Below are 21,015 nucleotides of genomic sequence, written 5' to 3'. Positions count from 1 at the left end.
GTCCGGTTGTGGTGCTCTCCGGCCCAGAAAATGTTGCAAAAACATCTCCATGGAGTGGGTATGTCATTGGCAAAATTGTTAAATGTAATCATCCTAATCCTCTTCACCATCGGCGCCGCGCTGCTGCTCGTGCTGGAGATCACGACGGTACGACAGTCTATTCTCGACCAGATGTCGGCCAACCTTGAAACCGCCATCACCGCACTGGGGCTGGTGCTGCAGGGCACTCTGCTCAAAGATGACAAGGTCCTTGCCGAGACCATAGTGAACGCCATGTTCGACGGAGGCTTCGTCAACTCCGTCGTTCTGCTGGATCCGGATGGCCAGGTGCTGTTCCAGAAGGTGTTCCACACCGCACAGCAAAATGTTCCAGGCTGGCTCCCCTCAGTTATCGACATGCCACCGGTCAAGATTGAGCAGGAGTTGACCGACGGCTGGCGCATTCTCGGTACCCTCACGCTCGAGGGACACAAGGGTTACGCCTACCAGCATCTGTGGAACGCCATCAGTCGTACCGGACTTGCGCTGCTCGCCGGCCTGCTGGTGTTCAGCCTGGTGATCACCTGGGTGTGCCGCCGCCTGCTGCGCCCCCTCGAACAGATCAGTCTGCAACTGGCCCGGATCCGCAAACGCCAGTTCAGCGGCAACCTGCCAACCCCGTGGCTTCGCGAATTGCAGGAAGTCGTTGTCTCCATCAACCAGCTGGTCTCTGAACGCAAGCGGGACCTGCTGCAACAGCGGCTCAAGATCACCCAGCTTGGCAAGCACGACGCTCTCCCGACCCACCAGAAGCTCGTTGGGCTGGTCGACACCGATGGCAACACCTATCAGCAGCATTTCTTCTCCACTCAGGGGAGTATCAGGCTCTACAGCCGCCTGCTACCCAAGCACCCCCCCACCACGGACAGTTCGCCGGATGAAATTCGGGGGCTGCTCAACAACTGGCTGACCCAGAAGGCGGAAGGGCTCCAGCTGCCTCTCAGCCTGCTCGGCCACCCAGACTGGGCGCAGTTTGCCCCCGTGCTGACCAGCGCTCGTGGCAAGACGCTGGACTGGCGCTGGGATCTGGCGATCTTCCCCCCCCTGGCCGAGGAACGACTGACCGCACTCCAGTCCCAGGGGATTGAGCTGGCATTCAGCAACATCCCGATGAACAACGACAATCTGGCCAGGCTCGACCCCATCAGACCCGTCTTCATCAGTTGCCAGCTCACCCAGTCCCCCCTTTATTGGAACCTGCTCTCCCAATGCCTCCATGCTTCCGGCTACACCTTGCTGGCGGAAGCCGGCGACGTAAGCGATGTGGACATGCTGCGCAGTTGGGGCATCGATGGTTATGCCACTCAGGAGAATGCATCATGAGGATCCCGCTGCTGCTGCTCGCCCTGCTGTGGCAACCGACCCTGCACGCGACCACCATGACCATAGGCACAGGGGGGGAGCAAGGCATCTATTACCAGGTCATCAAGGAGTTCTGCAGACTGGCCAAAAAAAGTGACCCCACGATGCCCTGCAAACTACAGGCCAGCTCCGGGTCCATCGAAAATCTCCGCCAGCTGAAAACGGGAGAGGTACCCTATGCGCTCGTCCAGTCCGACTGGCTCTATCAGGCCAGCCAGGGCACCGGGCCTTTCGCTGCCCAGCCACAACCCGAGCTGAGGGCGCTCTTTGCCACCCACGCCGAACCTTTCACCATAGTGGTGCGAGCCGATGGGGATATCACCACCCTGGAGCAGCTCAAGCTGGCCCCCATCGACATGGGCCTGAAGAGTTCAGGGACTCGTCAAACGGCATTGGCCCTGTTCAATGTTCTGGGCGCAAAGGAGCAGGATCTCGATTTTAAGAGCGTCGCCAATCTCTCCGAAGCGTTGTGCAATAAACAGATCGATGCCTATGGCCTTGTCATGGGTCATCCCAACCGCATCGTGCTGGACACCGCCAAGCGCTGCGCCGTGCGCTTCCTGGCGATCGAGGGGCCCGTAAGGGACCAGCTGCTCAAAGGGGTCAGGTATTACCAGCGCAGCCAGGTGCCGGCACGCATCTACCCGGGCAACCTCAAGGCAACCCCCACCTTCGCCATCGCCGCCACCCTGGTGACCAATGCCGCCACTCCCGATGACGAGGTCTATCGGCTGACCCGGGCCATGCTGAGCCAGCAAACCAGTTTCAACGAACAGACCTATGGCTATGCGAACCTGTTTCACAAGGCGCGCAACAAAATAGGCCCGGTGCTGAGTGTCGAACAGCATCCGGGCGCGGGAAAATATTTCGAGGAGTTGAAGGCGGCGGGCAAGTTATAGCTGGCGACGGGGGGAGCGCAGATGCTCGCTGGAGAACCGGCTCTGCATCGAGGTCCACTGGGCCAGGCGATCGGCACTCCCCGCCAGGGTTCCCTCGCGGCGGGATTTCATGATCCAGATGCTTTTGGCATCGAAACTGTAAACCGGCTGCAGATCATTGCGCTTGCTCCCCGGCAGGATGCGGCCATTGATGTTGTCCAGCACCAGGGGATCTGACTTGATGGTCGGGAAGTACAACGTCACCATGTGGAACTGGTTGTAACGAATTGCCTTCACATAGGCCAGCCGCAGCTTCTTCTCGTCGACCCCCAGCTCCATCAGGGTGTAGTACTTGGCGATGCTGTAGTCCTCGCAATCCCCACCTCTCGCCCCGATGAACTCCAGCGGATTGGCCCAATAATCATCATCCCCCCACAGTCTGGGATCCTCGCTGTAGGTCAGGTTGTTGAAGTAGTTGTTCACCAGCTCCAGCTTCTGCTGGTCCGTCGTTCCGGCCCTTGGCGTCAGCAGACGAGAGAAGGCCTCGGACCGCTGGATCGCTCTCGCGCCATAGACCGCCTGCATTTTTGCCCTGAGTTCCGGGCTGGCGATGTGTTCGGAAAGACCGGATGCCTGTATGCCGGATCCCAGCAGGGTCAGCGTGCAGGCAGAGACGAGCAACCATTTCATGACTGACACTCCATATCAGATGCTGGAGGTCAGTATAGTTGGCCGCGTCACCTCTATCGTCAATGTTGGGCAAGGCTTAGCGGCACTGGGCGAAGGCGTCCGCCAACTGCTGCATGAATTGCGGATAACCGTCCGGACCGAGCGGCACCTGCTCGCCGACTTCGTCCAGCAGCAGCACCTTGGCCCCGGTATTGCGGGCGACCGACTCGATCACTGCCGGGGAGAACTGCGGCTCGGCGTAGATGCAGCTCGCCTTTTTCTCTTCCAGCGCCTTGCGGATGTCAATCAGCGTCTTGGCTCCCGGGCGACGCTCCGGGCTCACGGTGAAGTGTCCCTTGGAGCTCATGCCGTAGTGGCGCTCCCAGTATCCATAGGCTTCGTGGAACACGAAGTAGCCCTTCTGATCCACCGCCTTCATCTGCACGGCGATCACCTTGTCCAGGGCGTCAACCTTGCCCTCGAAGGCCGCGAGATTGGCGGCATAGCGCGCCTGGTTGGCAGGATCCAGCTTGCCCAGTTCGGTCGCGATCGCCTTGGCAATCACCTTGGCCTGGGTTGGACCCAGCCAGATGTGGGGATCCACCCCTTCGTGGTGGTGCCCTTCATGGCTCTCGTCGTGCGCGCCGTGGTCGTGGGCGGCATGGTCATGATCCTTGTCATCATGGTGATGCTCGTCATGCTCGCCCTGGGTCGCATAGTTGTACAGCGGCATGCCGGGAACCTGGGTCAGGGTCAATACATGAGGATGCCGGGCAAGGGGTTTGGCCATGAAGCCTTCCAGCTCGGGACCGACCCACACAACCAGATCGGCCTCGTTGATGCTGCGAATATCGGAAGGGCGCAGGGAAAAATCGTGGGGCGACGCGCCGGTGGGCAGCAGCACCCCGGGCTCGCTCACGCCATCGGTGATCGCCGCCGCGATGAAGCCCAGGGGTTTGATGGTGGTCAGCACCTCGAGGGCACGGACAGGCAGACTCACCGCCATCAGGGCAGTGATCAGAGCAAGAATTCGCATAGAGGTCTCGTCAGGGTGTGTGTGTGTGATAATATAACAAACCAACGTCGCTGTTATATTATAACTCTCACAGGCTGTAAACCCCGGAGCTGTCATGACCCAACTGGTGGAGCTGAAAGAGGTCTGTCTCTCATTTGACGGACGACTCGTGCTCGACAAGGTCTCCTTTACCCTGAACAAAGGCAAAATCACCACCCTGGTCGGCCCCAACGGGGCGGGCAAGAGCACCCTGAGCAAGCTGGTGCTGGGCTTGCTCAGCCCAGATTCGGGGGACATCGTTCGCCGCCGCGATCTGCGGGTCGGCTATGTACCCCAGCGCCTCTATCTGGACCCCACCCTCCCCCTGACGGTGCGCCGCTTCCTGCAACTTGGCAAGAACAGCCGCCTCTCCATCGAGGAGGCGCTCAATCGGGTCGGTGCCCAGGATCTGCTGGACAACCGGATGCAAAAGCTCTCCGGTGGCGAGATGCAGCGGGTGCTGCTGGCCCGCGCCCTGCTGGTCAAACCCGAGCTGCTGGTGCTGGACGAACCGGTGCAAGGGGTAGATATCACGGGCCAGATCGAGCTCTATGCCCTCATCAGCCAGCTGGCCGCCGAGTTCCACTGCGCCGTGCTGATGGTCTCCCACGATCTGCACCTGGTGATGGCCAGCACTCACGAGGTGATCTGCCTCAATCGCCACGTCTGCTGCCACGGCGAGCCACAGAGCGTGGCCCGCCACCCGGAATTTGCCCGCCTGTTCGGGCGGCCGGAGCGGGAGGTGCTGGCGGTCTATACCCACCATCACCACTGCGATGGCGAACACCATCATCATGAACCGCAGGCTCCCGTCATCCGCCTGCCCTCTCGCAACAACTAGGATCTTCACGTGGACAGCTTTCTGTTATACGCCCTCGCGGCCGGCCTCGGCATCGCCCTGCTGGCCGGCCCCCTCGGCAGCTTCGTGGTGTGGCGCAAGATGGCCTATTTTGGCGACACCCTCTCCCACGCCTGCCTGTTCGGCATAGCGCTCGGCATCCTGCTGCAGGTGGACCTCACCCTGGCGGTGGTGGTCTGCTGCCTCGCCATGGCCATGCTGCTGGTGATCATGAGCCGCAACCAGCAGGTGGCCACCGACACCCTGCTCGGCATCCTGGCCCACAGCGCCCTGTCGCTCGGCCTGGTGACCCTGAGCTTCATGGACAACGTGCGGGTGGATCTGATGGCCTACCTGTTCGGCGACCTGCTCTCGGTACAGCCCATGGATCTGCTCTGGATCTACGGCGGCGGCGCCCTGGTGCTGCTCACCCTGTGGCGGCTCTGGGATCCCCTGCTCTCCATGACCATCTCGGAAGAGTTGGCGCGGGTAGAGGGGGTGCGGGTCGAGGTGCTGCGCTGCGTGCTGATGCTGTTGATCGGATTGGTGATCGCCGTGGCGATGAAGTTCGTCGGCGCGCTCATCATCACCTCCCTGCTGATCATCCCCGCCGCCACCGCCCGCCGCTTCAGCCAGACCCCGGAGCAGATGGCCGGTTTTGCGGCCCTCATCGGCTGCCTCGCCGTACTCGGCGGGCTGACCCTCTCCTGGTATCAGGACACCCCGGCGGGTCCATCTGTGGTGGTTTGCGCCACCACCTTGTTTGTACTGAGCCAGTTCAAGCGAACGTGAAGATCGATGGCGCTGGTCTCGCCAGCGCCATCAGCCCCCGCAATCCAGGCCAGTCCGTCGTGGTCTGCGCCGCCAGCCTCTTCGTACCAAGTCGGTTCAGACGCGCCTGAGGGGCTCGTTTTCCCCGGGCCTCAGGCTCGCCTGCGACTCCTGCCACAGCCACTGGCGCAGCCGGCTGATGGCGGGTTCATGGGCGCGCGAGCGCTTGCAGACGAAATAGAAGTTGTCGCCGGTCTCGAGGGCGTGCAACGGCAGCCGCACCAGGCGAGGGTCCTCCGGCTGCAGCATGTAGTCGTTGATGAGCGCCATCCCCTGGTCCCAGTTCGCCGCCTCCAGCGCCAGCAGGATATGGCTGAAATGGTGCACCCTCGCCTCGGGGGGAATGGTCAGGCCCCCCACCTCGGCCCAGCGCCGCCAGTCCTCTCCCTTCTCCTTGTAGATCGCCTGGATGGAGAGCAGCGGCAACTGCCACAGGGTCGCGGGCCACTCCCCCTCCACCTGCTGCCACAGGCGCCGGCTGCAGACGGGCATCAGCCGCTCCCGATAGAGCAGATCGTGCAGGTACCCGGGCCCCTCGGGGGAGACGGTGATGAAGCCGTCCGCCACCCTGTCGGAGAGCTCGGGGTCTTCCGCCACCATCTCCAGACTGAGATCCAGCTCGGGATGGAGCTGGCGCAGCCCGGCCAGGCGGGGGATCAGCCACTTCACCGCAAAGGAGCTGTAGACAGCTAGCCGCACCCGCATCTCGCCGCCGCCGCGCAACTGCTCGCTGCTCTGGGCTATCTGGACCAGCCCGGCGGAGATCCCCTCGAAATAGGTCTCCCCCTGGGGCGTCAGGGAGAGCAGTCGCCCCTGACGCAGTAGCAGCCGCTCCCCGAGGAAATCCTCCAGCAGGCGGATCTGGTGGCTCACCGCGCTCTGGCTGACGTTGAGCTCCAGGGCCGCGCGGGAAAAGCTCAGCAGACGGGCAACCACTTCGAAGTATTGAACGGCACGCAGGGGGGGCAGCTTCATTATCCAAAATTCTCATGCATGGTGACTTTTTATCATTTTACTGGATAACGGCACGCGGGCTACCCTTCCCTCATCAAACATGGGAGGTGGTATGAATGCAGTGGGGATCGGCATCCTTTATCTGGTGCTGGGCAATATGGTGGCGGTCTTTTCCGACGCCCTGGTCAAGGTGCTGGAGCCGGACCAGCCGGTGTTCCAGTTCGTCTTCTTCCGCCAGCTCTCCGCCGCCATCCTGCTGGCCCCCTGGCTGCTCTGGTCATGGCGTCGCAACCCGCCGGTGGCGCTCAAGTGGCACCTGCTGCGAGCCCATATCTGGGCCGTCGGCGTCTGCCTGATGGTGATCGCCCTCACCCGGTTGCCGCTCGCCACCGCCAACGCCCTCTTCTATGCGGCGCCGCTGATGATGGTGCCGCTGGCGGTGTGGCTGGCGGGGGAAGCAATCTCGCGCCAGAAGGTGCTGACCGCCTTCATCGGCTTTGTCGGGGTGCTGATCGTGCTGCGCCCCACCGAGGTGAACTGGGCCGCCCTTGCGGCCCTGGGGGTGGCGCTCTCCCTGGCGGTCAACAATCTGCTGATCAAGCGGATCCCGCTCCAGCAGCCCATCGCCCAGACCCTGTTCTTCACCAATGTGCTGAGCATGCCCTTCATCCTGGCGCTGGCCTGGTGGGAAGGGGGCGACTGGCAGTGGCAGATGTGGTGGCCCGCCTTCGGCTCCTCGGCGCTCATCATGGTCTATGCGGGGCTGTGCGTGATGGCCTATCGCAAGGCGGAGGCGAGCAAGATCGCCTCGGCGGAGTACACCGGGCTGCTGATGGCAGTCGCCATCGGGGTCTGGCTGTTTGACGAGCAGCCGGGGCTGCCGCTGCTGCTGGGGTGCCTGTGCATCATACTGCCGCTGGTCGCCATGGCCCGCAGCAAGCCCAAGCCGCAGGCCGAGCCGGCGCTCTAGCCTGCCGGGTCAAGCAGGGGGGCGACCCTCTGCTGCAGATGGGGGATCACGGCCTGCTCGAACCAGGGATTCTTCCTGAGCCAGAGGGTGTTGCGCGGTGACGGGTGCGGCAGCGGCAACCAGGCCGGGCCATAGTCCGCCCAGTGTCGCACCGTCTCGGTCAGCGACCCTTTCGCCGCCTCCCGCAGGTAGTAAGCCTGTGCATACTGGCCGATCAGCAGGGTCAGCTCGATGTTGGGCAACAGCATCAGCACCTTGTCGTGCCAGGTGGGGGCGCACTCCGGCCTTGGGGGCAGATCCCCCGACTTGCCCCGGCCCGGGTAACAGAGCCCCATGGGCATGATTGCGATGCGGGATTCGTCGTAGAAGACGCTCTTGTCCACCCCGAGCCACTGGCGCAGCCGATCGCCGGAGGGGTCGTCCCAGGGGATGCCGCTGGCGTGTACCCGGGTGCCGGGGGCCTGGCCGATGATGAGCAGACGGGCGCGCTCGTTGCCGCGGATCACCGGCCTTGGGCCGAGCGGCAGGTGGGCCTCGCACAGGCGGCAGGCCCGGATCTGTTCAAACAGGATATCGAGTCGGTTCATGGACCCGATAGTACCAGAGTTTTCTCCCCGCTCCCGCTTGTGAAAGTGGCGGCGGATACTTATCATGCAGCCGCCATTGTTTAGTTTAATAAACGGAGAGAGATGAAGAACTGGATGGGCACCGGCAGCGCGGCCCTCTCATTCGTGCTGTGGGGCATGCTGCCCCTCTATTACCAGTTCATGCCCGAGATCAACATGTGGGAACTGCTTTCCCACCGGGTGCTCTGGTCCGTGGTGCTGCTGGGAGGCCTGCTTCTGCTCCTCGGCCATCGGGTACCCTGGGGGGCCCTGCGCGGCGATCCCCGGCAGCTCGGCCTCGTGCTGCTGGCGGGCCCCTTGATGTCCATCAGCTGGTGCATGTTCACCTGGTGCCTGACCACGGGCCAGGTGCTGGCCACCAGCCTCGCCTTCTTCATGACCCCGCTGTTCAACATCGCCTTTGCGGTGCTCTTCCTCAAAGAGAAGCTCACCCCGCAAAAACACCTGGCGGTGGCGCTCGCCCTGGCGGGGCTCGCCTACATGCTCTTCTCCTACGGCGAGCTGCCCTGGTTCTCCCTCGTGATGGGGGCCAACTTCGCCCTCTACGGCCTCATCAAGAAGAAGGTGAGACTGGACGCCGGTACCAGCCTCTATCTGGAGTCCCTGGTGCAGTTGCCCGTCGCCCTGCTGATCATCGGCTGGCTGACCTTGCAGGGCACCAGCCAGTTTATGGCCGGTGACTGGACCGAGCGCCTGCTGCTGATGGGCAGTGCCCCCGCCACCCTGCTGCCGGTGGGGCTGTTCTGCTATGCGGTGGCGCGCACGCCCATGAGCACGGTGGGGCTGCTGCAATACATAGAGCCGAGCCTCGCCTTCCTGCTCGCCCTCTTCTGGTTTGGCGAGATCCCGGATCCGGTGAAATCCGTGGGCTTTGCCTTCGTCTGGGCCGGCCTGCTGGTGAGCCTGCTGCCCCTGCACCGGCTTGGGCGCCAGCGGGCCAGGTGGCGCACCTCGTGACCCTCGCCACCCCCACTCCCTCCCGCTGGTTTGTCTATCTGGTGCGCACTGGCGCCGGGGCACTCTATGCGGGGATCAGCACGGATCCCGAGCGGCGACTGCGTCAGCACCAGAGCGGCAAGGGTGCCAGAGCCCTGCGCGGCAAGGGCCCCCTCTCCCTGGTATGGCAGCAGGAGGTCCCCGGCAAACCCGAGGCGCTGCGCCTCGAGTACCGCCTCAAGCAGCAGAGCAAGGCATTCAAGGAGCGCCTGGTGCACGAGCCGGCGCTGTGGCACGGCTGGAGCCTTTCCTGGCTTGCCACCCCGCACACCGACCCTGTGTCGCCCCCATAAAAAGGGCCACTGCAAGCAGTGGCCAAGGAAGGATGCGAAATCAGGGAGGCTTAACGGTAGGTGTTCGACTGCTTGCGCCTGTTGCTGAGTAGCCAGCACACCACCAGCACCACCAGCAACCAGGGCGCCAGCTTGATGATGAGGGCAAACATGCCGGCCAGGGCGCCAAACAGCACGAAGACCCCGCTCACCAGCAGCATGGCCAGCACGGTGAATCCGGTCAGCGCCATGCCGATCAGCACCAGGATCAAGACGATAAATTCCAGCATGTTGTGCTCCTCACGGGCTTGCACTTGCCGACGGGACGATCCGGAGATCACCCCAGCCAGCGTTGAAGTTCACGGCGGGGAGGCATGACGAGCACCCCCACCAGATAGAGCGCCAGGGCCAGCGGCGGCATCAGGATCAGGGCGAGCAGGGCCACCACCCGCACCGTCACTCTGGACACCCCCAGCCCTCTGGCAAGACCGGCGCAGACCCCGGTCAGCTTGCGATGGGCGAGATCCTTGGGCCAGGGTGTCATGGTTATGCCTCCACCTTCTGACCCTTGAGCCGGGCCAGTTCCCGCTCAATCTCGTCGTTCAGCTCCAGCTCGCGGAACTGGGCCTCGAGGGACGGATTCTGCCCCAGGGTCGCCGCCTCCAGCTGGGCCTCCAGCTGATCGACCCGGTTCTGGAAGCCGTCGAAGCGGGCCACCAGCTCGTGCATGCGCTGGTTGTCCACCTGGGCACGGGCGCGGATGCGGCTGTGGGCGGTCTGCTCGCGCAGGGTCAGCATCTTCTGCTTCTCCCGCGCCTCGGTCAGCTTGGCCGCCAGCCGCTCGCTGTCGGCGGTGAGCTGGGCCAGCACTTCGGCCACCCGCGCCTTGTCCTCTTCCAGCCGCTCGCACTGCTTCATCTCCGCCAGCTTCTCGGTGAGGGCGGCACGGGCCAGATCTTCGCGGCCCTTCTGGATGGCGAGTTCGGCCTTGGCTGCCCACTCCTGGATCTGGTTGCGCAGCGCCTGCTGATGGCGCTCCAGCTGTTTCTGTTCGGCGATGACGCGGGCGGCCTGGGTTCTCATCTCGACCTGGACCTGCTCCATCTCCTCGATCATCAGCCGCAGCATCTTCTCCGGCTCTTCGCTCTTGTCGAGCAGGCTGTGCAGGTTGGCATTGATCACGTCGGTCAGGCGGCTGAATACGCTCATGGTCTGGCTCCTTGTTGATGGGGTGTCACTCTCTTCCCATGACATTACAAGAGCCGTGCCAGAATATTTTTTCTTTTATTTACAAATAGATGAAAGTTAACGATGGATGTTCATTGGATACAGCGTGGTGAAAAAAACCAACAAGATGGTGATTTTCACCAATAAAAAAGGGAGCCAGCGGCTCCCTCTCTTCTCTGCAACCGGGCTCAGGCCGCCGGCCGATGGCCAAGCTTGCCATCCAGCTCCGCCAGCTTGGCTTCCATCTTCTCCCGGCAGGTGTCGGAGAGCTCGCGGATGCCGGCGGCGCCGTGCTCCTTGCTGCACACCGGGGCCATCACTTCCAGCAGCACCTCGCCGTTGTCCCAGCGGTTGAGATCGACCTGACCGAAGTAGCTGGAGCAGACGATGGGCACCACCGGCACCTCGGCCTGGACGGCAGTGTGGAAGGCCCCCGCCTTGAACGGCAGCAGACCACGCCCCTGGGAGCGGGTCCCCTCCGGGAACATCCAGATGGAGGTGCCGCGATGCTTGATGCGATCCACCACCTGGCCGATGGTGCCGATGGCGCGGGAGCGGTTGGAGCGGTCGATCAGCACGTTGCCGGAGAGCCAGAAGATGAGACCGAAGAAGGGGAGCCACAGCAGGCTCTTCTTGCCCACGGCCACCACGCCGGGCTGCACGGCGCCGGTCACGGTGAAGATGTCGTAGTTGCTCTGGTGATTGCAGACGTAGACCGCAGGTCCCACCGATTTGACCTCGTCGGCCACCGTCACCCGGACCTTGAGGCCGATGAGCGGGCAGACCGCATGATACATGCGGGCGAAGACATAGACGTTGTTCGGGTGGCGCGGGCGCACCAGACAAAGCAACAGGCCGAACAGGAACCAGAAGACGAGCAGCAGTGCCAGCAGCAGCACACGGGCAAGTTTGAGCATCGAACACCTCGGAATTTGACTCGGCGCAGTATACTGGTCCCCCTTTTAGCGAACAAGCGTTCGCCAGACAGAACCGACCAGCCCCGGACGCCACCGGCCACCCCGGCTTGCCCCACCCGCCATTGCCCGCTAGGATGTGGCCATCTTGATGAACGGGGCGAGCATGATTTTGCAACAACGCGCGGCGACACGACTCCTGCTGCTGGTCTGCCTGCTGGTGCTCAATTGCGCGGCCCAGCCGCTGGCCCGCCTCGCCCTGCTCGATCACGCAGTGAGTTGCCAGACCCTGCCCCAGTTTGCCTCAGCCGACGACCAGGCCGACAAGGGCACGCCCGCCAGTGTGCAGCCCAACAGCTGCCAGCTCAACGGCAAGTGGCTGAGCGCCGCCAGTCTGCTGTGCGTGGAGCAACTCTTCTTCGCCATCGCCTTCGTGATTGCCCTGCTGGTGCCCCTGTCACGGCGCGCGCCGGCACTGCCTCCCCCCATCAATGTCTCGCCGCCGGAGCGGCGACTGCACCTCACCCTCTGCGTCTGGCGGGAATGAGTTCAGCCGCGCTTTTTCAGCCTGCTGTCACTCATTTTTTTGCGAGACCCAACACATGTCGAATCTCTTCAAGGCGGCCCTGCTACTGGGCAGCCTGCTGTGGCAATCCAGCGGATTGGCCAGCGATACGGGGTGGCTCACCCGCCCCCAGAACAGTCACGCCAAGGTCAGGCTGCAAGCCGACCGCAGCGTCCCGGATCAGACCCGCATCCTGCTCGATGTCCAGCTGGCGTCAGGCTGGAAGACCTACTGGCACAGCCCGGGTGAAGGGGGCATAGCGCCCCAGATCCTGTGGGATGAGCCGGTCGGCGACTTCCAGTGGCACTGGCCCACTCCGCGCCCCTTTGAGGTCGCCGGGCTCAGCACCCAGGGCTATCAGGAGCAGGTACGCTTCCCCCTGAACCTGGGCTACCCGGTCGGACAGCCGCTCAAGGGCACCTTGCGCCTCTCCACCTGCAGCAATGTCTGCATCCTGACCGACTACCCCTTCACCCTGGCGGCGGATGGGCAGGCGCCGGCCGGTTTCGACTTCGCCTGGGCCCGGGCTATGAGCACCCTGCCACAGACGCTGCCCGCCGACACCCGGGTCGAGCTCGGCTACCAGCATAACCAGCTGCAACTGCGGGCCGAGCGGGCAGAAGGCTGGCAGGAACCTGCGCTCTTCATCGATGCGCTGGAGGGGGCCGAGTTCGGCAAGCCCGCGCTCGAGGTAAGCGGCACCACCCTGATCGCCCGGGTGCCGGTCAGCGACGGCTGGCAGGGGGATGCCCCTGACTTGCGTGGCCAATCCCTCGGCCTGCTGCTCACCAGCGGCGAGCAGGCCTGGCAGACCCGCGCCACCATCGCCGGGCCCCTCGCCCTGCCGGCCCCCGAGCAGCCACTTCTCTGGCTGCTGGGGGCGGCACTGCTCGGCGGTCTCATCCTCAACCTGATGCCCTGCGTGCTGCCGGTGCTGGCCCTGAAACTCGGTACCGTGTTGCAGCAGCAGGGGCGCGAACAAGGAGGCGTGCGCAAGCAGTTCCTCGCCGCCAGCGCCGGGATAATCACCTCCTTCTGGGTGCTGGCAGCCATGAGCAGCCTGCTGCGCGCCACACAAGGGGCCGTAGGTTGGGGGATCCAGTTCCAGAGCGCTGGTTTCATCGGCTTCATGGTGGCGGTGACCCTGCTGTTTTGCGCCAACCTGCTGGGGCTGTTCGAGATAAGGTTGCCCAGCAATCTCAGCACTCGCCTCGCCACCCTCGGCGGCAAGGGGCTCGGCGGCCACTTCCTGCAAGGGAGCTTCGCCACCCTGCTCGCGACCCCCTGCTCGGCCCCCTTCCTCGGCACCGCGGTGGCCTTTGCCCTGGCGGCGCCGCTCGGCCAGCTCTGGCTCATCTTCACGGCCCTCGGCCTTGGCATGAGCCTGCCCTGGCTGCTGGTGGCGGCCCTGCCGCGCCTCGCCCTCTGGCTGCCCAAACCGGGGCGCTGGATGGGGCAACTGCGCATCCTGCTCGGGCTGATGATGCTAGGCTCCAGCCTCTGGCTGGCGAGCCTGCTTGGCAACCATCTGGGCAGCACGGCCACCGGCTGGCTGATGGCCGCCATGGTGCTGGCACTGCTGATGGGCATCCTCTGGCGCTATGGCCTGCGCGGTTTCACCCTGGCCCTCTCCCTCTCGGCACTCATCGGCGGCGCCCTGCTGCTGGGGGGCGCCCTCACGGTGAAAGGGGGTGGCAGCGTCGATCGCATCGCCTGGCAGCCGCTCTCCGAACAGGCCATCGCCGACGCCCTGGCCCAGAACAAGCGGGTCTTCGTGGATGTCACCGCCGACTGGTGCGTCACCTGCAAGGCCAACAAATACAACGTGCTGCTGCGTGACGAGGTGCAGCGCGCCCTGTCGGCCCCGGACGTGGTGGCCCTTCGCGGCGACTGGAGCCGGCCGAGCGATGCCATCTCCGCCTTCCTGCGCCAGCGTGGCGCCGCCGCCGTTCCCTTCAACCAGATCTACGGGCCCGGCCTGCCGGAAGGGGAGATCCTCTCTCCCCTGCTGGACAAGGCCGACTTGCTCGACAGCTTGCACAAGGCCGGCCTCGTTCAGGCCGATGCCACCCATTTCTAAGGAGAATGCCATGAGACTGCGAACCCTGACCCTCTGCACCGCCCTGGTAGCCGCCACCCTGGGCACCCCCACGCTGCACGCCGCCCCCTTCACCCCGGAGCAGGAGGCCCGCATCAAGGAGCTCATTCGCGAGACCCTGATCGCCAACCCCGGGATCCTCGACGAGGCAGCCGAATCCTGGGAGAAACAGAACGCCGCGACCCAGCAAGCCCAGATGGGTGACTTCATCAAGGGCAACCAGGACGTGCTGTTCAACAGCCCCACCAGCCCGCGCCTCGGCGCCAAGCATCCCAAGCTGACCCTGGTGCTGTTCACCGACTACAACTGCCCCTACTGCAAGCAGTTCGACCCGGCGGTCGCCAAGCTGCTCGCGGCCTATCCGGACGATCTGGGGCTGGTGATCAAGCTGCTGCCTTTCAAGGGGCAGACCTCCGCCAAGGCAGCCCAGTACAGCCTGACCCTGTGGCAACAGGATCCTGCCCGCTTCCTCCCCCTGCACGACAAGCTCATGAGCAAGCAGGGGATGCTGACCGAGACGGACATCAACAAGGCGCTGGCCGCCACCGACAACCTGACCCTCAAGCCCGCAGGCAAGGCCACCGAAGAGCTGCGCAACAGCCTGCGCATCGGCACCCTGCTCGGCGTGCAAGGCACCCCGGCGACCCTTATCGGCAACCAGCTGGTACCGGGTGCCATTCCCTATGACGAGCTGGAGCAGCTGGTCAAAGCCGAGCTGGCCAAGCGGAGCTAAGCCATGGCCGAGGATACAGGCATAAGGGCCCCCCGCTGGCGCCGCTGGGGCAAGGAGGCGCTCTGGCTGCTGCTGATGGCGCTCGTCATCACCACCCTGGTGGATCTGTGGCGCAGCCCCACCCTGCCGGCGGGTGCCATGGAGGCCCCCTTCACCCTGCAGGACGGCACCACCACCACTCTGGCCGAGCAGAGCCGCGGCAAGCCCCTGCTGGTCTACTACTGGGCCAGCTGGTGCGGGGTGTGCCGCTTCACCACTCCCACGGTGGAGCAGCTCTGGCAGGAGGGTGAAAATGTGCTGACGGTGGCCCTGCGCTCCGGCAGCGATGAGCCGTTGCGCGCCGGGATGGCGAAGAAGGGGCTGACCTTCCCCACCCACAACGACGAGTCCGGGGATCTGGCCGCCCGCTGGCAGGTGGGGGTGACGCCAACCTTCCTCGTCATCAAGGATGGGGCTCTGGTGAGCAGCACCACCGGCTGGAGCAGCGCCTGGGGGCTCAGGTTGCGGCTGCTCTGGGCAAGCTGGTAGCCCCCTTCATGCCAGAGATGCAAAGAGCCCGGTATCGCTACCGGGCTCTTTTTCATCAGAGGGCTGACAACCCGCCCTATTGGGCGGCCTCCATCGCCCGCTTCTCCAGATTGGCCTTGATGTCGAGACGCTCAGACTCCCCGATCACCCCGTCACCGTTCTTGTCCAGGCGAGAGAAGAGCGCCTCCTGCCGCGCCATGAACTGGGCCCTGGTGGTCTCCCGCGACGGCTTGAGCTGGCTCATCCGCTCCGGGACCGGCTTGCCAGCCTGCTGCATCACGCCAGCCAGCTTTGCCAGATTGGCCTCTTTCTCGGCAACCGACAGCACGCCGTCACCGTTTTTGTCTTGCAGGGCAAAGCGCTGGGCGGCGCGCTCCATGAACTGGGCCCTGGTGACATCCCCCATCAGCGGCGAGACGGGCAATATGTCGCTGGCAGAGGCGGCACTGCCTGCCAGCGCGAGCACGAAAAACGCGGACTTGACCATGGCGATGACTCCTTGTGACGGCAGAATCCGGATGGTTCGGACAAGAGGGGGCCGGGCAACGCCGGGGCCTGCCGCCCCCCTCTGCCAGTGTAGCCCCGCCGCCATCTCGCACCGCCCACTCTTTTCGTACAGAAAGACCGCACTTTCATGGCAGAGGCGCCGGCTTTCCGTTAAAATCTCCGGTTTTTGCCGAGCCTGGTTTGCCGACGTTGCGCCACCAGGTCGACACAGGATGAATTCCACCATGCCAGTGAGGCAGGATCCGTCATGAACAACTACTTCCGGGTGTTGGGCGTCAAGTCCAATGCCAGTGAAAACGACATCAAAAAAGCCTATCGACGGCTGTCGAACCAGTACCACCCCGACAAGCTGCACGGGGCGAGCGAAGAAGAGAAAGAGCAGGCAGCCGCCCGGCTGCACCAGGTAAAGCAGGCTTATGAAGTGCTGTCCGATCCGAAACAGCGGGCCGCCTTTATCAAGGATTTCAACAACGTCATCGTGACCGATCCCGCTGCTGCCATGCAGGAGATGTGGGACCAGTTCTACCCCTGAGCCACCAGGCAAGAAGAGCGACTATGCAAAAAAAATGGGACCAGGCACGGCTCAAGGCCCTGCAAAGCGATGCCAGCGAGAACATCGAATCCTACCGGGATCAGGATGACCCCAAGGGGCTCGAGCAGTTCACCGACAAGATGAAGGCCCTGCTGCTGGCCGACATGAGCATGCTGGAGTTCATGCCCGAATACCTGCCGCTTGCCCTCTATGGCCGGGTGCAGTTCCCGCCCAAGGCCAAGTCGCAGTGGAACAAGTGGCTCGCCAGCGGCGAGCAGCCCTCCTGGGACGAGTTCAAGGTGAGTGTCGGCTTCAACAATGCCATCCTGCCGCTGGTCAAGGCGGTGCGGGCCCAGAGCGAAGATCAGCTGATGGAAGCCTGCGCCGTGCTGTTCCTGCTGGACAACCCGCTGCCCCGCGGCAGCCACCGCGCTGATGACGATTACGAGCTGCGCGATGAAGAAGAGGAAGACGGGGAAGATGCCGACGCCGACTACCACGGCGGCAGTGACCGCTATGGTGATGACGACGGCGATCAGGATATGTACGACGAAGTCCGTTTCTAATTGGGGCAAGGCATGAGCAACAGTCTGATAGAAATTACCGCCATCGAGATCAAAGAGCTGGCCGTCATCGAGCCGAAGCAGGCCAGCGAGAAGTTCGAGCTGATCGCCAAGACCATGTCTGACGACCAGTTGGCAGAAGTGATTGAAAACATTGATATCGTTACCCTGACCCAGATTAACGGCCAGCACGACATCTCCTTCCCCTCCATCATCTCCGAGCTGATGACCCCGGAGCGGATCCGCGACATCGTCTGCCAGCAGCCCCTCTACTGGGAAGAGGCGATCAAGAACAACGCCGACGAGCTGCAACAGCACACCTTCGACTTCCTCAACTACCTGATCCGCACCCAGGATAGCGAGGCCAAGCAGCGGGAGATCCTCGAGTGCGTGGCCGAAGATCCGGCCGGTCTCTTCTACCTCGCCATCCCCTTTATCGAGTTCTATCGCGGCGATCGCTATGAAGAGGACGAAGGCTATCGCGACGTGCTGCACGCCGAAGAGGAAGATCTCGAAGAGTCCCTGCGCTACAGCGAGCGCCAGCAGGCCGAAGACAGCCACGACTATGCGCTGGACGACCCGCGCAGCCTCTTGATGCTCATTCGCGAGCTGGCCCCCGAGGTGGAAAAATCCATCAAGTCGCTGCTGCGCAACGAGCACTCCACCTGGGACGGCATCATCAACAAGTTTGCCGCCGAGCTGGTGATGCAGGCCAAAGAGAAGAACAAGGTCGAGGAAGACGAGTACGGTGACGTCGACGACATGTTCAGCTTTCTGGATTAAGGAGCCCATTCATGCAGTTAGTCATTCGCGATGCCAACCAGGGCCCCTTTCTGACCCAGGTGCTGCGCTTTGGCCGCGACAACGAACTCTTGAGTCAGCAGCAGCTCGCCGCCATCAAGGGCAAGGCGGTACTGATGAGCCTCAAATTCGCCGACAAGTACTACAACAAGTACAAGATGCACCTGCTGGAGCAGGCCGCCCACGACGTCATCGGCGTGGTGAGCCTCGGTCTGCAGGAGCTCTCCCAACGGGATCCGGCCAAGGCACTGGCCCTGTTGCAGGCGCCGGAAGGCCCCATCAAGCCGTTCCAGAAGGGCTGGTCGATGCTCATCACCGTCAGCCCCAAGCAGGCTGGCAACAGCCTATACGGTGACGTGGATGCGCGGCTCTTGGACAAGATCTCGAGCCCGCCCGATGTGGAGGAGTGGCAAGGGTGGCAGGAGTACGAGAAGGCGCTGACCGAGCACAACAAGAGCCGCCTGATGGCGCTCATCGACCAGCACTTCTTCGCCTGCGAGAGCGACCACCCCACCATGGAGGACAAGCTGGCCGAGGCGCTGCTCTACCGCATCCTCTGCGGCAAGGGCAGTGGCGCCGCCCCCCTCAGGGTGAAGCAGGATCTCAAGCGCAAGCTGGCGCGGGAGATTGAGCTCGACGAGGGCTGGTACGACACCGACTACCTCGCCGCCCAGCTCACCCTGATGCTGAGCGCGTTGCCCGCCGACATGGCCGCCGCCCTGCGTCAGGAGCTGAGCCCGGGCTTTGTGCCCAACCTGCTGCATACCCTGGGGTTTGTGCGTCAGTACCAGGAGTTGCAAAAAGAGGACGCCTCGCCGGAGAAGCTCGACAACATGGAGATGCGCGCCGGTCTCAAGCATCCATTGCTCGGCTGGCCCCTCTACCACGACTTCTGATGACGGGCTTTCCCCTTCACCCTGTCCCAACGCCCGGCTTGCCGGGCGTTGTCATCTTTGCAGCTCGCAGATGGCGGCGCCGACCCTATCGGGCAATGGTCCACATGGCGCTCTGCATCCCGGTCTCCCGAAAATCGATCACCACGGGATAGTCGTTGCCACAGCCCGTCACCGTCCAGCGCTCCTGCCAGTGGCGACTGCCCGGCTCCCCCTCGGGAAGTTGCAGCACCACGGGCACGAAGCGCTCCGGCGCGTCACACCCCTTGGTGGCCACCCAGGATGCGACCCCCACCATGGCATCCCGGATCAGCTGCTGATTGGCCAGGGTACCTTCCTGCACGGGTTCACTCGGGCTGACCTCGGCCTGGCACACCAGGGGAAAAAGCAACAGCAGGGCACAGGGTCTCATCACACCTCCAGAGGGGTCAGTCAAAAAGTGGTTCGTTCGGGGCTTTCATCATGACCCGAAACGGCGCCAGACAGAAGAGGCCACCAGGGGGAAGCAGGCGCAGGATCCGGTGCGCGGTGGCGTGCACGCAAGGCGGACTACCTCCTAAGCGTCATTGGCCCACATTTTGTCAGGGATATAATGACTCCCCCATACAAGCCGCCGGGGAACGAGCCGTGAGCAGAAAGCCGGACCGCATGACCGCCATGCAGCAGATCATCGACGCCGTGAAGGCGGAATTTCCGCTCTATCAACCGGATACCTTCAAATGCGGGCCGGACAACACCTGCATCGGCTGCCCCAAGAAGCTGATGGAGCTGGTGGATACGGACCTCTGCTACTGGCAATATCAGATCGATCGCGGCATCCCGCCCAGCTTCGACGAGCTCAACCGCTTCGGCAAGATGTGCAAAAATATTCGCCGGGCCCTGGTGCGCAATGGCCGCATTCCCGCCTGATGAGAAGCAATATGCTGCCTTTATCGGTTTTTTGTGATGGTTTTATCCACCAGAATGAATCACCACCTTATTTAATGGCTAGGCACGCCTTGTTCACCGCCTATCGTGCTGATGGCCGACGCAGGTTCATTGCCCCAAGGAGCACAATATGACTCAGGAAAGCATCCAGACCCGCTACACGCTGGATCCCGCCCTTGCCAGCGCCACCGAGCTGGAGCAAGCCATCTCCCGGGCCATCGAGGCCAACAAGCAGGACTTCTTCCCCCTGCTGGAGCGGCTGGTGGATGTGGGTGACAGCCGGGTCAAGCTCAGCCAGAAGGATCCCCTGCGGGTGCTGGGGGTGGAACTCGACGAGGCTCGTACCGGCGGCACTGCCCGCCTCGGCTACGAATCCAACTTTTCCGAGAGCTGCCGCCTTCTCGACGAATACGACCAGCACCAGACCAGCGTGGCCTTCACCCTCGACGGGGATCAGCTTGTTTTCGATCTTGAGCTGCCCATCGCCTGGAACTTCGACAACTAGGGCCCTCGCCCAGCGCCCTGCCCATCACAACAAAGGAGCCTTGCCGGCTCCTTTTTCACTGACTCACCGCATCGCGCGGCTCGTCCCGCCCTCTGCGTCACCCCTCAGGTGAGGTAGTTCAGGTGAGATAGTAACGCCACGACCGGACCGGTTCGGCAAAACCGACCCGGATGCAGAAGGGTGCCAGATCGTGATTGGCCTGCTCCAGGCTAAGGGTCTGGTGAGTATCTTCCTGGCACCACTGCACGAACTCGCCGCTGTTGAAGCTGTAGTGATCCCCGTGAAAGACTCCGTGGGCCTCGATCAGTCCGATGGCTTTGTCGATCTTCATGATTGGCCTCCTGGCACTGTGCTGCTCCCTTTAAGCTTAGCGAGCGGGAAAAAGTAGGGTCGATTAGCGCAGCGTAATCGTCCCCGCAATTGGCCCAGTGGCGTGTGGAAAACGGGAAGATAAAATGGGTTACAGCAGGATAGGGGCAACCGGTTTTCGCGAACGTCTGATTACGCTTCGCTAATCAGACCTACAGCCCTATATGTAAACTCGACATACCATTACCTGATTACCCATGACCCTCAGCCAGCTTCAAGAGCCGATATGGCATCGGAGGGCTTGCCACGACTGCATGCCCCAATTCAACAAACATACTCTTGAGGTCAAAACGATGATTAAACCGGAAGCAGTATTCAGCAAGATGCCTTGGTAAATGCTTCGCTCCGAGCTTATGACAACTGC

The 21,015-nt window shown here is 63.1% G+C and carries 28 protein-coding genes and 1 pseudogene; 17 read left to right on the top strand and 12 right to left on the bottom strand.

Features of this window, described 5'->3' with window-relative positions; translation table 11 throughout:
• Positions 1-60 precede the first annotated feature (60 nt).
• Positions 61-1,362 (top strand): LapD/MoxY N-terminal periplasmic domain-containing protein, encoded by a 1,302-nt coding sequence (locus C3418_RS11125; protein WP_103858509.1) that lies wholly within the window; start codon positions 61-63, stop codon positions 1,360-1,362.
• A complete protein-coding gene (locus C3418_RS11120) occupies positions 1,359-2,300 on the top strand; it encodes a TAXI family TRAP transporter solute-binding subunit (RefSeq protein WP_103858508.1) in 942 nt (313 codons plus the stop codon). Before C3418_RS11125 ends, C3418_RS11120 begins: the two co-directional genes overlap by 4 nt.
• On the opposite strand, the gene C3418_RS11115 is transcribed toward C3418_RS11120, so the two are convergent.
• A complete protein-coding gene (locus C3418_RS11115) occupies positions 2,295-2,969 on the bottom strand; it encodes a transglutaminase-like cysteine peptidase (RefSeq protein WP_041212317.1) in 675 nt (224 codons plus the stop codon). The two genes, C3418_RS11120 and C3418_RS11115, sit on opposite strands and share 6 nt — an antisense overlap.
• A gap of 76 nt (positions 2,970-3,045) precedes the next feature.
• Positions 3,046-3,984, bottom strand: coding sequence for a zinc ABC transporter substrate-binding protein ZnuA (gene znuA, locus C3418_RS11110; RefSeq protein WP_103858507.1), 939 nt, complete (start codon positions 3,982-3,984; stop codon positions 3,046-3,048).
• A gap of 94 nt (positions 3,985-4,078) precedes the next feature.
• On the opposite strand from znuA, the gene znuC reads away from it, so the two are divergent.
• Both znuC and znuB read left to right on the top strand, forming a co-directional pair.
• Positions 4,079-4,843, top strand: a complete 765-nt coding sequence (gene znuC, locus C3418_RS11105) for a zinc ABC transporter ATP-binding protein ZnuC (protein ID WP_039039733.1) — start codon at positions 4,079-4,081, stop codon at positions 4,841-4,843.
• Positions 4,844-4,852: 9 nt separating this feature from the next.
• Positions 4,853-5,632 carry a zinc ABC transporter permease subunit ZnuB gene (gene znuB / locus C3418_RS11100; protein ID WP_103858506.1) on the top strand — a complete coding sequence of 260 codons (780 nt, stop codon included), beginning with the start codon at positions 4,853-4,855 and terminating at the stop codon, positions 5,630-5,632.
• Between the two features lie 96 nt (positions 5,633-5,728).
• On the opposite strand, the gene C3418_RS11095 is transcribed toward znuB, so the two are convergent.
• A complete protein-coding gene (locus C3418_RS11095; protein WP_042079379.1) occupies positions 5,729-6,646 on the bottom strand; it encodes a LysR substrate-binding domain-containing protein in 918 nt (305 codons plus the stop codon).
• A 91-nt stretch (positions 6,647-6,737) separates the two neighbouring features.
• On the opposite strand from C3418_RS11095, the gene C3418_RS11090 reads away from it, so the two are divergent.
• Positions 6,738-7,595: a DMT family transporter gene (locus C3418_RS11090; RefSeq protein ID WP_103858505.1), complete on the top strand. Its 858-nt coding sequence runs from the start codon at positions 6,738-6,740 to the stop codon at positions 7,593-7,595.
• Here C3418_RS11090 and C3418_RS11085 read toward each other — a convergent pair.
• Entirely contained in the window at positions 7,592-8,182 is a 591-nt protein-coding gene (locus C3418_RS11085) for a uracil-DNA glycosylase family protein (RefSeq protein ID WP_103858504.1), read from the bottom strand. The genes C3418_RS11090 and C3418_RS11085 overlap by 4 nt on opposite strands.
• Before the next feature lie 102 nt (positions 8,183-8,284).
• Here C3418_RS11085 and rarD point away from each other — a divergent pair, with 102 nt between their 5' ends.
• Both rarD and C3418_RS11075 read left to right on the top strand, forming a co-directional pair.
• Positions 8,285-9,178: an EamA family transporter RarD gene (rarD, locus tag C3418_RS11080; RefSeq protein WP_103858503.1), complete on the top strand. Its 894-nt coding sequence runs from the start codon at positions 8,285-8,287 to the stop codon at positions 9,176-9,178.
• Positions 9,175-9,510, top strand: coding sequence for a GIY-YIG nuclease family protein (locus C3418_RS11075; RefSeq protein WP_069785614.1), 336 nt, complete (start codon positions 9,175-9,177; stop codon positions 9,508-9,510). Before rarD ends, C3418_RS11075 begins: the two co-directional genes overlap by 4 nt.
• Positions 9,511-9,560: 50 nt before the next feature.
• Here the strand turns inward: C3418_RS11075 and pspG are convergent, their stop codons facing one another.
• From pspG to C3418_RS11055, 4 genes are all read right to left on the bottom strand, one after another.
• A complete protein-coding gene (gene pspG, locus C3418_RS11070; protein ID WP_010672797.1) occupies positions 9,561-9,779 on the bottom strand; it encodes an envelope stress response protein PspG in 219 nt (72 codons plus the stop codon).
• 47 nt (positions 9,780-9,826) lie between these two features.
• Positions 9,827-10,033 carry a PspC domain-containing protein gene (locus tag C3418_RS11065; RefSeq protein WP_010672796.1) on the bottom strand — a complete coding sequence of 69 codons (207 nt, stop codon included), beginning with the start codon at positions 10,031-10,033 and terminating at the stop codon, positions 9,827-9,829.
• Between the two features lie 2 nt (positions 10,034-10,035).
• The gene (pspA, locus tag C3418_RS11060; protein ID WP_010672795.1) at positions 10,036-10,698 is read right to left on the bottom strand and encodes a phage shock protein PspA; all 663 of its coding nucleotides are present in this window, start codon (positions 10,696-10,698) and stop codon (positions 10,036-10,038) included.
• A gap of 206 nt (positions 10,699-10,904) precedes the next feature.
• On the bottom strand, positions 10,905-11,633 hold the full coding sequence (locus tag C3418_RS11055) for a 1-acylglycerol-3-phosphate O-acyltransferase (RefSeq protein ID WP_039039739.1): 729 nt from the start codon (positions 11,631-11,633) through the stop codon (positions 10,905-10,907).
• A 163-nt stretch (positions 11,634-11,796) separates the two neighbouring features.
• Between C3418_RS11055 and C3418_RS11050 the strand changes: the two genes are divergently transcribed.
• The 4 genes from C3418_RS11050 to C3418_RS11035 are packed head-to-tail and all read left to right on the top strand — an operon-like array spanning position 11,797 to position 15,554.
• Complete coding sequence (locus C3418_RS11050; RefSeq protein ID WP_039039817.1) at positions 11,797-12,177, top strand: hypothetical protein; 381 nt, start codon at positions 11,797-11,799, stop codon at positions 12,175-12,177.
• 55 nt (positions 12,178-12,232) lie between these two features.
• Positions 12,233-14,275, top strand: a complete 2,043-nt coding sequence (locus tag C3418_RS11045) for a protein-disulfide reductase DsbD (RefSeq protein WP_181023091.1) — start codon at positions 12,233-12,235, stop codon at positions 14,273-14,275.
• Positions 14,276-14,285: 10 nt separating this feature from the next.
• Complete coding sequence (locus C3418_RS11040) at positions 14,286-15,026, top strand: DsbA family protein (RefSeq protein WP_010672791.1); 741 nt, start codon at positions 14,286-14,288, stop codon at positions 15,024-15,026.
• A 3-nt stretch (positions 15,027-15,029) separates the two neighbouring features.
• Positions 15,030-15,554, top strand: coding sequence for a protein disulfide oxidoreductase (locus C3418_RS11035; RefSeq protein WP_103858501.1), 525 nt, complete (start codon positions 15,030-15,032; stop codon positions 15,552-15,554).
• Between the two features lie 76 nt (positions 15,555-15,630).
• Here the strand turns inward: C3418_RS11035 and C3418_RS11030 are convergent, their stop codons facing one another.
• Positions 15,631-16,041 (bottom strand): EF-hand domain-containing protein, encoded by a 411-nt coding sequence (locus tag C3418_RS11030; RefSeq protein ID WP_041212307.1) that lies wholly within the window; start codon positions 16,039-16,041, stop codon positions 15,631-15,633.
• Positions 16,042-16,308: 267 nt separating this feature from the next.
• Here C3418_RS11030 and C3418_RS11025 point away from each other — a divergent pair, with 267 nt between their 5' ends.
• From C3418_RS11025 to C3418_RS11010, 4 genes are read left to right on the top strand one after another with little or no spacing between them, the layout of a single operon-like run.
• Positions 16,309-16,593 (top strand): DnaJ domain-containing protein, encoded by a 285-nt coding sequence (locus tag C3418_RS11025; RefSeq protein ID WP_024943298.1) that lies wholly within the window; start codon positions 16,309-16,311, stop codon positions 16,591-16,593.
• Positions 16,594-16,616: 23 nt separating this feature from the next.
• Entirely contained in the window at positions 16,617-17,159 is a 543-nt protein-coding gene (locus C3418_RS11020) for a hypothetical protein (protein ID WP_042864495.1), read from the top strand.
• 12 nt (positions 17,160-17,171) lie between these two features.
• Entirely contained in the window at positions 17,172-17,939 is a 768-nt protein-coding gene (locus C3418_RS11015) for a hypothetical protein (RefSeq protein ID WP_026035107.1), read from the top strand.
• Positions 17,940-17,950: 11 nt separating this feature from the next.
• Positions 17,951-18,853 (top strand): hypothetical protein, encoded by a 903-nt coding sequence (locus tag C3418_RS11010; RefSeq protein WP_103858500.1) that lies wholly within the window; start codon positions 17,951-17,953, stop codon positions 18,851-18,853.
• Between the two features lie 85 nt (positions 18,854-18,938).
• On the opposite strand, the gene C3418_RS11005 is transcribed toward C3418_RS11010, so the two are convergent.
• Positions 18,939-19,262, bottom strand: a complete 324-nt coding sequence (locus tag C3418_RS11005; RefSeq protein ID WP_103858499.1) for a hypothetical protein — start codon at positions 19,260-19,262, stop codon at positions 18,939-18,941.
• A 245-nt stretch (positions 19,263-19,507) separates the two neighbouring features.
• Here C3418_RS11005 and C3418_RS11000 point away from each other — a divergent pair, with 245 nt between their 5' ends.
• Both C3418_RS11000 and C3418_RS10995 read left to right on the top strand, forming a co-directional pair.
• Positions 19,508-19,759: a hypothetical protein gene (locus C3418_RS11000; protein WP_039039818.1), complete on the top strand. Its 252-nt coding sequence runs from the start codon at positions 19,508-19,510 to the stop codon at positions 19,757-19,759.
• Positions 19,760-19,907: 148 nt separating this feature from the next.
• Positions 19,908-20,282, top strand: a complete 375-nt coding sequence (locus C3418_RS10995) for a hypothetical protein (protein WP_103858498.1) — start codon at positions 19,908-19,910, stop codon at positions 20,280-20,282.
• Positions 20,283-20,400: 118 nt separating this feature from the next.
• Here C3418_RS10995 and C3418_RS10990 read toward each other — a convergent pair whose 3' ends face one another.
• Together C3418_RS10990 and C3418_RS10985 are read right to left on the bottom strand one after the other, a co-directional pair.
• Positions 20,401-20,613 carry a hypothetical protein gene (locus C3418_RS10990; RefSeq protein WP_103858497.1) on the bottom strand — a complete coding sequence of 71 codons (213 nt, stop codon included), beginning with the start codon at positions 20,611-20,613 and terminating at the stop codon, positions 20,401-20,403.
• Positions 20,614-20,842: 229 nt separating this feature from the next.
• Positions 20,843-21,015: pseudogene (locus C3418_RS10985) on the bottom strand (IS1595 family transposase); the annotation flags it as partial.

Source organism: Aeromonas sp. ASNIH8, from assembly GCF_002919855.1.
GTDB classification, from domain to species: Bacteria; Pseudomonadota; Gammaproteobacteria; order Enterobacterales; family Aeromonadaceae; genus Aeromonas; species Aeromonas caviae.
Note: the sequence above shows the minus strand (reverse complement) of the source record. Positions and strands in the feature narration are given on the sequence as shown.

Bases quoted from the DNA above. Each gene is read 5' to 3' on its own strand.
- C3418_RS11125 (WP_103858509.1), top strand. From the start codon at position 61: ATGTCATTGGCAAAATTGTTAAATGTAATCATCCTAATCCTCTTCACC.
- C3418_RS11120 (WP_103858508.1), top strand. From the start codon at position 1,359: ATGAGGATCCCGCTGCTGCTGCTCGCCCTGCTGTGGCAACCGACCCTG.
- C3418_RS11115 (WP_041212317.1), bottom strand. From the start codon at position 2,969: ATGAAATGGTTGCTCGTCTCTGCCTGCACGCTGACCCTGCTGGGATCC.
- znuA (WP_103858507.1), bottom strand. From the start codon at position 3,984: ATGCGAATTCTTGCTCTGATCACTGCCCTGATGGCGGTGAGTCTGCCT.
- znuC (WP_039039733.1), top strand. From the start codon at position 4,079: ATGACCCAACTGGTGGAGCTGAAAGAGGTCTGTCTCTCATTTGACGGA.
- C3418_RS11095 (WP_042079379.1), bottom strand. From the start codon at position 6,646: ATGAAGCTGCCCCCCCTGCGTGCCGTTCAATACTTCGAAGTGGTTGCC.
- C3418_RS11090 (WP_103858505.1), top strand. From the start codon at position 6,738: ATGAATGCAGTGGGGATCGGCATCCTTTATCTGGTGCTGGGCAATATG.
- C3418_RS11085 (WP_103858504.1), bottom strand. From the start codon at position 8,182: ATGAACCGACTCGATATCCTGTTTGAACAGATCCGGGCCTGCCGCCTG.
- rarD (WP_103858503.1), top strand. From the start codon at position 8,285: ATGAAGAACTGGATGGGCACCGGCAGCGCGGCCCTCTCATTCGTGCTG.
- pspG (WP_010672797.1), bottom strand. From the start codon at position 9,779: ATGCTGGAATTTATCGTCTTGATCCTGGTGCTGATCGGCATGGCGCTG.
- C3418_RS11065 (WP_010672796.1), bottom strand. From the start codon at position 10,033: ATGACACCCTGGCCCAAGGATCTCGCCCATCGCAAGCTGACCGGGGTC.
- pspA (WP_010672795.1), bottom strand. From the start codon at position 10,698: ATGAGCGTATTCAGCCGCCTGACCGACGTGATCAATGCCAACCTGCAC.
- C3418_RS11055 (WP_039039739.1), bottom strand. From the start codon at position 11,633: ATGCTCAAACTTGCCCGTGTGCTGCTGCTGGCACTGCTGCTCGTCTTC.
- C3418_RS11050 (WP_039039817.1), top strand. From the start codon at position 11,797: ATGATTTTGCAACAACGCGCGGCGACACGACTCCTGCTGCTGGTCTGC.
- C3418_RS11045 (WP_181023091.1), top strand. From the start codon at position 12,233: ATGTCGAATCTCTTCAAGGCGGCCCTGCTACTGGGCAGCCTGCTGTGG.
- C3418_RS11040 (WP_010672791.1), top strand. From the start codon at position 14,286: ATGAGACTGCGAACCCTGACCCTCTGCACCGCCCTGGTAGCCGCCACC.
- C3418_RS11035 (WP_103858501.1), top strand. From the start codon at position 15,030: ATGGCCGAGGATACAGGCATAAGGGCCCCCCGCTGGCGCCGCTGGGGC.
- C3418_RS11030 (WP_041212307.1), bottom strand. From the start codon at position 16,041: ATGGTCAAGTCCGCGTTTTTCGTGCTCGCGCTGGCAGGCAGTGCCGCC.
- C3418_RS11025 (WP_024943298.1), top strand. From the start codon at position 16,309: ATGAACAACTACTTCCGGGTGTTGGGCGTCAAGTCCAATGCCAGTGAA.
- C3418_RS11020 (WP_042864495.1), top strand. From the start codon at position 16,617: ATGCAAAAAAAATGGGACCAGGCACGGCTCAAGGCCCTGCAAAGCGAT.
- C3418_RS11015 (WP_026035107.1), top strand. From the start codon at position 17,172: ATGAGCAACAGTCTGATAGAAATTACCGCCATCGAGATCAAAGAGCTG.
- C3418_RS11010 (WP_103858500.1), top strand. From the start codon at position 17,951: ATGCAGTTAGTCATTCGCGATGCCAACCAGGGCCCCTTTCTGACCCAG.
- C3418_RS11005 (WP_103858499.1), bottom strand. From the start codon at position 19,262: ATGAGACCCTGTGCCCTGCTGTTGCTTTTTCCCCTGGTGTGCCAGGCC.
- C3418_RS11000 (WP_039039818.1), top strand. From the start codon at position 19,508: ATGCAGCAGATCATCGACGCCGTGAAGGCGGAATTTCCGCTCTATCAA.
- C3418_RS10995 (WP_103858498.1), top strand. From the start codon at position 19,908: ATGACTCAGGAAAGCATCCAGACCCGCTACACGCTGGATCCCGCCCTT.
- C3418_RS10990 (WP_103858497.1), bottom strand. From the start codon at position 20,613: ATGAAGATCGACAAAGCCATCGGACTGATCGAGGCCCACGGAGTCTTT.